An 11,866-nucleotide genomic window follows, 5' to 3' on the forward strand; every position below is an offset into this window, starting at 1 on the left:
CGACCTATCTTAACGAGCTACCTAGAACAGCTTGTCGGCGATCGCCGCCTCGTCCTTCAAGGCGGTGATGTTGGCGTCGATACGAGCCCGTTGATCGTCGCTGAGCTCCAGCTTTTCGACGACCTCCCACGCACCGTTTTCACCCGTCACCGGGAAGCCGAACACAAGCCCTTCGTCCACGCCGTACTGGCCCGTCGACGGCAACGCAGCCGTCGTCCACTTGCCAGCCGTGCCCTGTACCCAGTCGCGCATGTGATCCACCGACGCCGACGCTGCAGACGCCGCCGAGGACTTACCGCGCACCTCGATGATCTCCGCGCCGCGCTTGGCCACGCGCGGGATGAACTCGTCGGTATACCAGGCGCGATCCACCTCAACCGGGTTGCCGTCCACCGTGGCGTAGGTGATGTCCGGGAACTGCGTATCCGAGTGGTTACCCCACACTGTCAGGTGCTCAATGGCAGTCGAGGACACCCCGAGCTGCTGGGAGAGCATCGACAGCGCACGGTTGTGGTCCAAACGCATCAGCGCGTTGAAGCGATCCGCTGGCACATCCGGCGCCGCCTTGTTCGCAATGTAGGCATTCGTGTTCGCCGGGTTGCCGACCACCAGCACGCGGACGTCATCCGCAGCACCGTTGTTGATCGCCTGCCCCTGTCCGATGAAAATCTTGCCGTTTGCAGCCAGCATGTCCGCGCGCGACTCCCCCTTGCCGCGCGGCTTCGCCCCCACCAGGAACGCCGCCTGCGCACCGTCGAATGCCTTGTTTGCGTCGTCGGTCACCGTGATCTTGTTCAGAAGCGGCAGCGCCGAGTCGTTGAGCTCCATTGCCGTGCCCTCAGCCGCACGCACTGCCTCCGGGATCTCCAGCAGCGTCAGGTTCACCGGACGATCGGGGCCGAAGACGTCGCCTGCTGCCACGCGCCACAGCAACGAGTACGCAATGTTGCCTGCTGCGCCGGTAACAACGACGTTTGCGGGGGTCTGGGACATGATGAGGCCTCCTCTTTCTGTTTCTGTTTCCCCTTCAACCTACCCCCACAGGGGGCAACATTGGCCGGTACTGCGCCACTGATCTGCCAAGTGGTGCACGATGAGAGGAAGCAAAGAAGCGTATCGACGACCCCACCACACCGAACCACACCGAACCACACCGAAAGGGAGCCCACGGACATGGCCGACACCGCCGCACCCGAGACTGCCACCTCCCCTTCCCCCGGTGCTGTCGTCGATGCCGCGATTGTCGCGTTTGCCCACAACGGTTACGACGACGTCAAACTCAACGCGCTTGCACGCACCACGGGCATGAGCAAGCGCATGATCCACTACCACTTTGGTAACAAGCGCGGCTTGTACCTCGCAGCGCTCAAGGTGGCAAGTGCTCGCATCACCCCGCCTCAGGACATCGCCACCCGCTCCTACGCCGCCCCCGTCGAGGGGATGCGCCGCTACATCGACGCCCTCTACCACGCGTTTTTGGACCACCCCGACGGTGTGCGCCTCGTCCTGCGTGAAAACCTCGACCCCGTCGCCGCCGAAGAAGACGCCGCAGCGCTTGTCAGCGAGAACGAAGTACTCCTCCACGTTGAACGTCTGTTGCTCGCAGGCCAAGACGCGGGAGCATTCCGCCCAGGTATCTCCGCTGTCGATCTGCTCACGCTGGTCGCATCGCTGTGTTTCTTCCGCGTGGGCAACAGCCTGACCGCACTGAGCGTCAGCGACGTGGACTTTGCAAGCCGCCGCAACGTCGACGGCATGCGCCGCATGGTCATCGACACCGTGCTGACGTTCCTCACGTCCAACATCCCCTACTCCGGCTACGAGTCCTACCTCGAACCCACCCCCACTGCGGAAGAAGAAACCGCCGACGTCTACAGCGACGACGGCGGCCTAGTCTAAGCAGAACTGCGTTACGCGGAGCGCTGCTTTTCTTCTTCAATGAACTTCGGTTCGCCCTCCCCGCGAGCGGCTGCCTCATCCAGCACAACCTCAGCGATGCCGTCACGATCCGGCAACTCGTACATCACCGGAACGAGCAGTTCCTCCATAATCGCACGCAGGCCACGCGCACCGGTCTTGCGCTCCGCCGCCTTGTCCGCGATCACTCCGAGCGCCTCGTCGGTCACCGTCAGTTCCGCGCCGTCCATCGCGAACAGGCGCTTGTACTGCTTCACCAACGAGTTCTTCGGCTCCGTGAGCACGCGCTTCATCGAGTCGCGATCCAGATCATCGACGTGCGCGATGATCGGCAAACGGCCAATGAACTCGGGGATCAGGCCGAACTTCACCAGATCGCCCGGCTGCACCTGCGCCATCATGTTCGCCTCGTCGCGCTCCGACTTCGAATCGATCTCCGCCCCGAAGCCGATGCCCTTCTTGCCCACGCGCTCCGCGATCACCTTGTCCAGGCCAGCGAACGCGCCGGCCACGATGAACAGGATGTTCGACGTGTCCACCTGGATGAACTCCTGGTTCGGGTGCTTACGTCCACCCTGTGGTGGCACGGACGCAACCGTGCCCTCCAGGATCTTCAGCAGCGCCTGCTGCACGCCCTCACCCGAAACGTCGCGGGTAATCGACGGGTTTTCGGACTTGCGGGAAATCTTGTCCACCTCGTCGACGTAAATGATGCCGTGCTGCGCACGATTCACATCGAAGTCTGCCGCCTGCAGCAACTTCAGCAGAATGTTCTCCACGTCCTCGCCGACATAGCCAGCCTCGGTCAGGCTGGTGGCATCCGCGATCGCAAACGGCACATTCAACATGCGCGCCAGCGTCTGCGCGAGATAGGTCTTGCCAGAACCCGTCGGGCCAAGCAGCAAGATGTTGGACTTGGAAATCTCCACTTCCTCGTCCTTCGCACGGGCCGAAAGGTTCGACTCCTCCGCCTTAATGCGCTTGTAGTGGTTGTACACAGCCACAGCAAGCGTGCGCTTGGCCGCATCCTGGCCGATCACATACTCGTCCAGAAACGCAGTGATCTCCGAAGGGCGCGGCAAACGCTCTCCTGATTCCTCCTGGCGTTCTGCGCCGGCGAGCTCCTCTTCGATGATCTCGTTGCACAGCTCGATGCATTCGTCGCAAATGTAGACGCCTCCGCCCGCAATCAGTTTGCGGACCTGCTGCTGGCTTTTGCCGCAGAAAGAGCACTTCAGAAGGCTAGCGCTGTCATGCGTAGTGGCCATATGCGCGTATCTACTCCCGTTCCCTCGCCGAAATCTTCCCCAAGTCTAGTGGGTGCTGAACCCCACACCCTACAACGCACGACGACACATCCCTGTTCCCGTCCCACGCACCCAAAACGCAGTGGGACTAAACTAAGCGCATTGTCCTCGGAACGATCAGCTAGCCTAGACACATTCTTTGATGTGTCTGAAAGGAAATCCGTACCCGTGAAACGCAGCCGCGCACTTGCCACCATCGCCGCAGCGCTCATCGCCGTCCCGGCGCTTTCCGCCTGCGGCGGCTCGGACGACGAGGCACGCATTGCTGAACCGGTGCTGGATTTCCCCCAAACCAGCACAACAGCCACCCCAACCCCGACGACCACCACCTCCGAGGAAGACGACGAGACCACAACCTCCTCGTCCACAACCACGAAGAGCTCCTCGAGCTCCTCGTCGAAGACGTCCACCACGACGAAGTCGTCCACCAAGTCCAGCAGCAGTCGCCGCAGCTCGAGCGGATCCGGCAACTCCGGCGGTTCCGCACGCGAGCCAGAGGTCGCTCCCGCACCGGACGAGCCGGGGGCAGCCTGCGCATGGCCCGCACAAGGCTCGCAGGGCGCCAGCGACGAATACAGCACCTTCTGCGACCGTGAATGGGCCCGCACCGTCACACCAGACGGTCAGGACTACTACTGGGTCGCACGGGGCAACGGTTGGGCGTCTGTAGACCCGCAAAACACCGCAGACGGCGTGTGCTGGTCGCGCGGCGACTTCGAGGGCGCACCAGAAGCCATCCGTAACGCAGTGAAGTTCTGCGACGACGCAGCGCCGACCTCCGCCGACGTCGTGGAAACCCCAACCGAACAGTAGGTGGTTGTGGTGCGACGCCGGTGAGGGTGTCGTCGTAAAGCTAAAAAGCGCCCTTACGGGCGCCTTTCTTTTTAGCCGTTGAGCTTGCGGTAGTCGAAGACCTGGTCGATGATCCCGTACTCCACGGCTTCCTCAGCGGTGAGGATCTTGTCGCGGTCGGTATCAATACGAACCTGCTCTGGCGTACGGCCCGTGTGGTGCGACAGCGTGTTCTCCATGAGACGACGCATACGGTCGATCTCAGCCGCCTGGATCTCCAGGTCCGACACCTGACCCTGCGTGCCCTGGGTAGCCGGCTGGTGGATCAGCACACGCGAGTTCGGCAGCGCCGCACGCTTACCCGGCGCACCGGCAGCCAGGATGACTGCGGCGGCGGATGCAGCCTGGCCGAGGCACACCGTCTGCACGTCGGGGCGGACGTACTGCATCGTGTCGTAAATCGCCATCAACGCGGTAAACGAACCACCCGGGGAGTTGATGTACATCGTGATGTCACGGTCCGGATCCTGGGACTCCAGGACCAGCAGCTGGGCCATGATGTCGTTCGCCGACGTGTCATCAACCTGGGTGCCAAGGAACACAATGCGCTCCTCAAACAGCTTGCCGTACGGATCAATCTGCTTCGTGCCGAAGCTGGTCTCCTCCAGGAACTGCGGCAGCACGTAGCGGGAGCTGGGCATTTGGAAAGTCATAGTAAAAGTCTCCTCTTCTCGTTGCTTGCCTTAGTCGCCAATCGCGTGCTCGCCAGCCATGGCGGCATTCTCGATGACGTGGTCCACGATGCCGTATTCCTTGGCCTCCATCGCGGTAAACCAACGGTCACGGTCCGAATCCTTCGTGATCTGTTCGAAGGTCTGGCCGGTGTGCTCTGCGATAAGTTCAGCCATCTCACGCTTCGTCGCGGCAAACTGCTCAGCCTGGATCGCAATATCAGCAGCAGTGCCGCCAACACCTGCGGAAGGCTGGTGCATCATGATGCGAGCGTGCGGCAGCGCGTAACGCTTGCCCTTCGTGCCGCCAGACAGCAGGAACTGGCCCATGGAAGCAGCCAAACCCATGCCGTAGGTAGCGATGTCGCACGGGGAGTACTTCATCGTGTCGTAAATCGCCATACCTGCGGTCACCGAACCGCCCGGCGAGTTGATGTAAAGACTGATGTCGCGCGTCGGATCCTCAGCCGACAGCAGCAGAATCTGGGCGCAAAGCTTGTTGGCAATCTCATCATCCACCTGCTGACCCAGGAAAATAATGCGCTCCCGCAGGAGGCGCTCGTACACCGAGTCTCCCAGGTTCATACCTTGAGTCGGGGAAGTCATAACAGATGCTCCTTCGCTAGTTCGTCGTGTAACGCCACCACCCTACTCGCGCGCGCGAGGGAGTTGAACCTTGTTCGCTACCGGCGTACGGCCAATTCTTATCGACGACCCCACGCCCCCACACAAAAAAGCAGCCGGAAGCGAATGTACGCTTCCGGCCGCCCAAAAACCCTTGGTTTAGAGGGGGTTACTGCTCCTCAGCAGCCTCGTCCTCTTCCTCGATCTCACCGAAGTAATCGTTCGGGTCAACCTTGTTGCCAGCCTCATCCTTCACCGAGGTGCGAGAGATAGCGGCGGCGAGGGCCTTGCCGCGACGCACGTCGGAGAACAGGTTCGCGATCTGGCCGGACTGCTGCAGCTGAGCCACGAACTGGTTCGGGTCCATGCCGTAGGACTGTGCGGTGAACAGGATGTGGTCGGTGAGCTCCTGCTGGGAAACCTCCGGCTGCTCTTCCTCTGCGACAGCGTCGAGGAACAGCTGGGTGCGCACGGACTCTTCAGCCTGCTTGCGGGACTCCTTGTCAAACTCTTCGCGGGTCGTGCCCTGAGCCTCAAGCAGCTGCGCCAGTGCGTTCTCGTCGTGAGCCATCTGGCCGAGCAGCTGGTGGAGCTGGTTGTGCACCTGCTCGTCGACGATCGACTCCGGCAGCGCGAACTCAACCTGGGCGAGGGCAGCCTTGAGGACCTCGTCGCGAATGTCAGCAGCCTGCTTCGCCTTCGCGTTCTCCTCAACCTGCTCGCGGGTGGACTCACGCAGCTCGTCGACGGTGTCGAACTCGGTCGCCATCTGGACGAAATCGTCGTCAAGATCCGGAAGCTTGCGCTCCTTGGTCTGCTGGACGTGGACCTTTACGGTCGCCTTCTTGCCCTTGTTCTCGCCGTACTGGATCTCGGTCTCGAACTCGTTGTCTTCGCCGGTCTTCATGCCACGAAGAGCGGTGTCCAGGCCCTTCATCAGGTCGTCGGCACCAACGCGGTAGGTCAGGCCCTCAGCGGAAGCGTCGTCGAGCTTCTCGCCGTCGATAGAAGCCTCAAGGTCGATGACCGCAAAGTCGTCGGTCTTCATCTTGCGCTTGGTGTCCTTGAGCTCACCGAAACGCTCGCGCAGGGAGTCGAGCTCGGCGTCAACAGCCTCGTCGTCAACCTTGAGCTCCGGAACAGTGACCTCAATCTTGGAGAAGTCCGGCACCTCAATCTCCGGACGAACGTCGATCTCAGCGGTGAACTCGACAACGTCGTTGTCCTCGATCTTGGTGACCTCAATCTCCGGCTGGCCCAGCGGGTTCAGGTCGTTCTCTGCCAGAGCCTGCTCGTAGCGGGTCGGCAGCATGTCGTTGACAACCTGCTCCAGGATCGGACCGCGGCCGAAACGAGCGTCGATCAGCTGGCGCGGAGCCTTGCCGCGACGGAAGCCCGGAATGCTGACCTGCTGGGAGATCGCCTTGTATGCCTGGTCGATCTCCGGGCCAAGCTCGTCGAACGGCACGCTGACGTTGAGCTTAACGCGGGTGTCGCTGAGCTTTTCGACGTTAGTCTTCACGGGTTTCTCCTGTACTTGTTTCCATCAACGAGTTTCAGTGCTTATAAGTGGCGGGCCCGTACAAAACGGGCCCGCCTTTGTCGGGGCGACAGGATTTGAACCTGCGACCCCCTGCTCCCAAAGCAGGTGCGCTACCAAACTGCGCCACGCCCCGTAGGCGGCAAAACCGCCACGGTATGAACCGAATCAGTAACCACTCAAGCGGTTCAGGTTGATCATTGTAGCGGGCGATCAAAGCGGGGTCACATCGGGGTAGAAGAAAACCGGTTCTGCATGCAGAACCGGTGGTCAAACGTGGAGGGAATGACGGGAATCGAACCCGCGTCTTCAGCTTGGAAGGCTGAGGTATTAGCCACTATACGACATTCCCATGCGTAGAAACGCTGCCTTAACGGCTGCTCGGAACTTTAGCGCAGGTTCACCCGTTGAACCAAACAACAACGAATTTTAGGAGGAGCCATGCTCGGTCTGTTGCTCATCGTCTTTGCTATTGGTGCGTTGATCATGCTGCCCACGATGGGTGGTGGCGGTCGTCGTCAAGTGCAATCGCGCCAGCAGGTGCAGATTTCTTTCGACGACGCCTACGCCGACGCCAAGCGATGGACCGACCGCCTCGGCTCGCAGGTGCTGAACCTCTCCGGCAACGACGCCGCCTCCACCCAGGCCATGGCCGACGCCTCCGAGCGCTTCAACGCAGCAAGCGCAGGTCTTGCCGACGCCCGCACGCCAAAGCAGGCCATGCTCGCCCGCGAATCCGCGCTCGAGGGCCTGCACTACGTCAACGCCGCGCGCGAAATCATGGGGCTTCCCGCCGGTCCTGCGCTGCCAGAGTTGGAAGGCCAGCGCCAGGCAGGCCGCGTGACTGAACAGCGCAGCGTGCGCCAAGAAGACGGCACCGTTGTTACCGCATCGCCGGTGGCCACCGAGGCCACCCCGCACTACTACCCCGGCGGCGCCGTCGCTGGCCGCCCCGTTCCTGCTGGCTGGTACTCCACCGCATGGTGGGCCCCAGCGATGATGACCGGCATGTGGGCTGCGTCGTCGATGATGTTCTACTCCACCATGTTCGCCGGCATGTCCGGCGCTGCCGCACCCGAAGCGTTCGAGGCTGGCGGTCTCGGCGACGCTGCTGGCGCCGAAGGCATGGGCGACATGGGAGATATGGGTGACATGGGTGACATGGGCGGTGGCGATTTCGGCGGAGACATGGGTGACTTCGGCGGCGGCTTCGACTTCGGGGGATTCGACTTTTAGCCGTGCGCTAGACTGCGCACGATTGCCTACCCCCTACCTATAAGGAGTGGCCGTGCGTATTGCCGTGCTGCTGAAAGAGGTGCCGGACACCTACAGCGACCGCGAAATGAACCTGGAGACTGGTCTGACCGACCGCTCCGGCGACGTTGTTGCCGACGAAGTTGGCGAACGCGCCGTCGAAGCAGCGCTACGCATCGCGGAAGCACTTGACGACGACACCGTGGTCGAAATCCTCAGCGTCGGCCCCGAAACGTCTGCCGACTCGATCCGCCGCGGCATCGCCATGGGGGCCACCGAGGCCTACATCGTTTCCGACGACGCCTTGACCGGCGCAGACGTCACCCTCACCGCCGAGGTGCTTGCGGCGTTGATTCGCAAGAACGGGTACGACCTCGTCGTTACGGGCAACATGTCCTCCGACGGTGGCACCGGCGTCATCGCCCCCATGATCGCCGAACACCTGAACTGGCCCGTACTGACCAACCTGACGGAACTGACCGTCGACGGCACAAACGTCACCGCCACCCAGGCCTCCGACGGGGCGGTCGTCGAACTGCGCGCCGACCTCCCAGCCGTCGTCGCTGTTGCCGACGAGTTCGCCGACCCCCGCTACCCCAACTTCAAGGGACTCATGGCGGCGAAGAAGAAGGAGCTCAACACACTCACACTCGCCGACCTGGACATCGACGCGGAAGATTTCACCCACCCGCGCGCCATCATGGTCGCCATTGACAAGCGCCCGGCACGCGAGCGCGGCGAAATCATCGACGCCAACTCCACCGCCGCCGCGAAACTCGTCGACTTCCTCGAATCCAAAAACCTCATCTAAGGAGCACCCATGACTGAAATTCTCGTTGTCCCGGACCGCTCCCACGACGGCAGCCTCGACCCCCACGCCGCCGAACTCATCGGCGCGGCCTCCGAAATCGGCACCCCCATCGTTCTTATCGACGACCGCACCCACGCCGACGCCCTCAGCACCCTCGGCGCGGCCACGGTGCTGGTTTCCGACGCCCCACTTGTCGACGCCACCACCACCGCCCTCACCACCCTCAACCCCGCCGCCGTGTTGTTTTCCCACACCGTGCGCGGGCGCGAAACCGCCGGCCGTGTAGCCGTGCGCGCAGGCAAGGCGCTGTTGACCGACGCGGTGGCGGTTCGTCGAGACGCAGAAGGCATCGTCACCGACCACCAGAACTTCGGCGGCGCCTACACCGCGACTGCCGCTGCCACCCACTCCGCACCGATCATCACCGTGCGCCCCGGTGCTGTGGAAACCCGCGCCGCTGCCGTCGCAACGCCTGAGGTGCGCGACCTCAACGTCGAAACCTCCGGCGCACGCACCGCCGAGGTGGTCTCCGTCACGCCGGTCGAGCGCACCTCCACCCGCCCCGACCTGCTCACCGCAGACAAGGTCGTCGCCGGTGGCGTCTCGCTCGGCGACGCCGACATGTTCGAAGAGCTTGTCGGCGGACTTGCCGACACCCTCGGCGCCGCCGTCGGCGCCACCCGCTCCGCCGTCGACGAAGACCAAGTCGCCTACGAAGCCCAAATCGGCCAAACCGGCGTGCTGGTCAGCCCGAAGCTCTACATCGGCATCGGCATCTCCGGCGCCGTCCAACACCTGGTGGGCATGCAAACCGCCGACACCATCGTCGCCATCAACAATGACGAGGATGCCCCCATCTTCGACATCGCCGACTTCGGCATCATCGGCGACCTCTTCGACGTCGTCCCACAGATCATCTCCGAGATCGAGGCTCGTAAGTAATGCCCCAACTCCGACGCGGCCTGCCCCGTGTTCCCGGCGGCGAACCATGGCCCCCGCTAATCGACGACCCCACCACCCCGACCACCTGCGCACCCGCTGAGCCTGTCGCGGCGCCTGCCACTGTGTCTGCTTCCTCGCCGACCACCGGTTTGCGCCAGGGCCTACCTCGTACCCCGGGTGGTGAACCCTGGCCACCGGCCACCGCCGTCGCTGCCTTCGCAGGCGCTGCGGGCGCTGCTGCGGCTCCGTCCACAGCGACACCGAGCGAGCCTGGCGCTGCTGCGACTAGCACGGCTGACGCAGCTGATCAGGCCACAGCTCCAGCTGCAACCCCCGCAAACACCGTCGAAGTTCCCCTGCGCCGTGGTCTCCCCCGCGTCACAGGTGGCGAAGCCTGGCCACCCGCCGGCACCGTCCACGTGCCCGCACCAGCCGAGCCCGAAGCCGCACCAGCTCCAGCACCGACGGCTGCACCAGCGGCCGCAACAACCGCCGACGCCACGCCAACGCCCGAGCCCGATTCGGCTCCGGCAGCACCGGCAGCCCCAACGCCCGCAGCGCCTGCGCCGGTGGAGGTGCCGGCGGGGCGTGGGGTCGTCGATAAGCGATGGCTCATTCCAGCCCTCGTACTGGTCATCGCAGCATTCCTCGGCGCACGCTGGTTCATCGGCACCGACACCGGCGCCGACTTCGTCGCACGTTACGACGGAATGCAGCCACTACCCGACAACGCCCCCGTCGGCTTCCCCGCCTGGCTCAACTGGGCCCACTTCTTCAACATGTTCCTCATGGCGCTCATCGTCAAAACAGGCATCGACGTGCGCAGGGAGAAGCGGCCGGCGGGCTACTGGACGTCGAAACGCAACGGCAAAAAGATTTCCTTGACCCAATGGCTGCACCAAACCCTTGACATCGCATGGGTCGCACTCGGCGTAGTGTTCTACATCCTACTGTTTGCCACCGGCCAATGGGTCCGCATCGTGCCAACCAGCATCGATGCCATCCCCAACGCCATCTCCGCAGGACTGCAATACCTCGCGCTCGACTGGCCTAACGAACACGGCTGGGTCCACTACAACGCGCTGCAAGAACTCGCCTACTTCACCACCGTATTCATCGCCTCACCACTCGCGATCGCATCCGGCTTCCGCATGAGCACCATGTGGCCGAAATCGTGGACCGGGGTGCCCGTCGCGTGGGCACGCGCCGTGCACTTCCCCACCATGATCTACTTCCTCATCTTCATGGTCATCCACGTTTTCCTCGTTGCGACGACCGGCCTGCGCGCCAACCTCAACGCCATGTTCGCCGCCCAAGACTCCACATCCTGGACCGGCACCTTGGTATTCCTCGGCGCCGTAGCCGTCACTGCGCTCGGATGGTTCCTCGCCCGCGGATCCTTCGCCGCACCGCTCGCGAAACTGACCGGCAAAGTGACCAAACGCTAAAAGTCAAGACCCAGCAAAATCTGTGGATAACTTTCCGGCATGAGTCGGTGGGTTATCCACAGATTTTTTGTTGGGTCTTGTCGGTTGTTTGGAGGTTGCTTAGCGTTTATGTCATGGCATTTGTAGACCTTCTCGGCTTCCGGCTTACGGACATCGCCGACTTCGACCGCGACACAGCCCTTGCTGCCGGGCTGAACCCGTCGCGCATCCGAGAATGGTCACGCGTACACGACGTCTACTACGGGGCAACGAAATTCACGCGGAAACAATCCGACGCACGCCACATGGCAGCAGACACACCCTTGGATCAGTTGTGTTTGATTGAACGCAAACTCGCCATTGTCGACGACGCCGCGAAGCGTTGGCGGTTGCGTTTTACCCTGCTGAAGTTTCAGGGCCGCTTCGACGCGCTGTCGCGCTATGCCGATCGGGTTATTGATGCGAAGAAACCCGAGCCTGAAAAGCAAGTACGGTTTTCTCGTGCTCGCGAAGGGATGGCC

Annotated in this window: 11 protein-coding genes, 2 tRNA genes and 1 pseudogene; 7 read left to right on the top strand and 7 right to left on the bottom strand. The window is 62.7% G+C overall.

The annotated features are described in order from the left end of the window. Nucleotides 1-21 precede the first annotated feature (21 nt). Nucleotides 22-993 carry a malate dehydrogenase gene (locus tag HMPREF2617_RS05425; RefSeq protein WP_070421298.1) on the bottom strand — a complete coding sequence of 324 codons (972 nt, stop codon included), beginning with the start codon at nucleotides 991-993 and terminating at the stop codon, nucleotides 22-24. A 180-nt stretch (nucleotides 994-1,173) separates the two neighbouring features. On the opposite strand from HMPREF2617_RS05425, the gene HMPREF2617_RS05430 reads away from it, so the two are divergent. After that, entirely contained in the window at nucleotides 1,174-1,899 is a 726-nt protein-coding gene (locus tag HMPREF2617_RS05430) for a TetR/AcrR family transcriptional regulator (protein WP_070453686.1), read from the top strand. A gap of 11 nt (nucleotides 1,900-1,910) precedes the next feature. Here HMPREF2617_RS05430 and clpX read toward each other — a convergent pair whose 3' ends face one another. Continuing rightward, on the bottom strand, nucleotides 1,911-3,185 hold the full coding sequence (clpX, locus tag HMPREF2617_RS05435; protein ID WP_070569667.1) for an ATP-dependent Clp protease ATP-binding subunit ClpX: 1,275 nt from the start codon (nucleotides 3,183-3,185) through the stop codon (nucleotides 1,911-1,913). Between the two features lie 207 nt (nucleotides 3,186-3,392). Between clpX and HMPREF2617_RS05440 the strand changes: the two genes are divergently transcribed. Beyond that, on the top strand, nucleotides 3,393-4,037 hold the full coding sequence (locus HMPREF2617_RS05440) for a hypothetical protein (protein WP_070421295.1): 645 nt from the start codon (nucleotides 3,393-3,395) through the stop codon (nucleotides 4,035-4,037). Between the two features lie 71 nt (nucleotides 4,038-4,108). Here the strand turns inward: HMPREF2617_RS05440 and HMPREF2617_RS05445 are convergent, their stop codons facing one another. The 5 genes from HMPREF2617_RS05445 to HMPREF2617_RS05465 all read right to left on the bottom strand — a co-directional run bounded on the left by HMPREF2617_RS05445 (nucleotide 4,109) and on the right by HMPREF2617_RS05465 (nucleotide 7,263). Continuing rightward, nucleotides 4,109-4,729: an ATP-dependent Clp protease proteolytic subunit gene (locus HMPREF2617_RS05445; RefSeq protein ID WP_070421294.1), complete on the bottom strand. Its 621-nt coding sequence runs from the start codon at nucleotides 4,727-4,729 to the stop codon at nucleotides 4,109-4,111. 30 nt (nucleotides 4,730-4,759) lie between these two features. Continuing rightward, nucleotides 4,760-5,353 (bottom strand): ATP-dependent Clp protease proteolytic subunit, encoded by a 594-nt coding sequence (locus HMPREF2617_RS05450; protein WP_070421293.1) that lies wholly within the window; start codon nucleotides 5,351-5,353, stop codon nucleotides 4,760-4,762. A gap of 187 nt (nucleotides 5,354-5,540) precedes the next feature. Next, entirely contained in the window at nucleotides 5,541-6,893 is a 1,353-nt protein-coding gene (gene tig / locus HMPREF2617_RS05455) for a trigger factor (protein ID WP_070840280.1), read from the bottom strand. Between the two features lie 80 nt (nucleotides 6,894-6,973). Continuing rightward, nucleotides 6,974-7,047: transfer RNA gene (locus tag HMPREF2617_RS05460), tRNA-Pro, on the bottom strand. Nucleotides 7,048-7,188: 141 nt separating this feature from the next. Then, a tRNA-Gly gene (locus HMPREF2617_RS05465) sits at nucleotides 7,189-7,263 on the bottom strand. 89 nt (nucleotides 7,264-7,352) lie between these two features. On the opposite strand from HMPREF2617_RS05465, the gene HMPREF2617_RS05470 reads away from it, so the two are divergent. The 5 genes and pseudogenes from HMPREF2617_RS05470 to HMPREF2617_RS12065 all read left to right on the top strand — a co-directional run. After that, nucleotides 7,353-8,147, top strand: coding sequence for a hypothetical protein (locus HMPREF2617_RS05470; RefSeq protein WP_070421289.1), 795 nt, complete (start codon nucleotides 7,353-7,355; stop codon nucleotides 8,145-8,147). Between the two features lie 52 nt (nucleotides 8,148-8,199). After that, nucleotides 8,200-8,976, top strand: coding sequence for an electron transfer flavoprotein subunit beta/FixA family protein (locus tag HMPREF2617_RS05475; protein ID WP_070840281.1), 777 nt, complete (start codon nucleotides 8,200-8,202; stop codon nucleotides 8,974-8,976). Nucleotides 8,977-8,985: 9 nt separating this feature from the next. After that, complete coding sequence (locus HMPREF2617_RS05480) at nucleotides 8,986-9,918, top strand: electron transfer flavoprotein subunit alpha/FixB family protein (protein WP_070614058.1); 933 nt, start codon at nucleotides 8,986-8,988, stop codon at nucleotides 9,916-9,918. Beyond that, nucleotides 9,918-11,366: a cytochrome b/b6 domain-containing protein gene (locus tag HMPREF2617_RS05485; RefSeq protein ID WP_083323219.1), complete on the top strand. Its 1,449-nt coding sequence runs from the start codon at nucleotides 9,918-9,920 to the stop codon at nucleotides 11,364-11,366. The genes HMPREF2617_RS05480 and HMPREF2617_RS05485 overlap by 1 nt, the downstream gene beginning before the upstream one ends. Nucleotides 11,367-11,479: 113 nt before the next feature. After that, nucleotides 11,480-11,866: pseudogene (locus HMPREF2617_RS12065) on the top strand (hypothetical protein); the annotation flags it as partial.

Source organism: Corynebacterium sp. HMSC070H05 (genome assembly GCF_001837615.1).
GTDB classification, from domain to species: Bacteria; Actinomycetota; Actinomycetes; order Mycobacteriales; family Mycobacteriaceae; genus Corynebacterium; species Corynebacterium coyleae.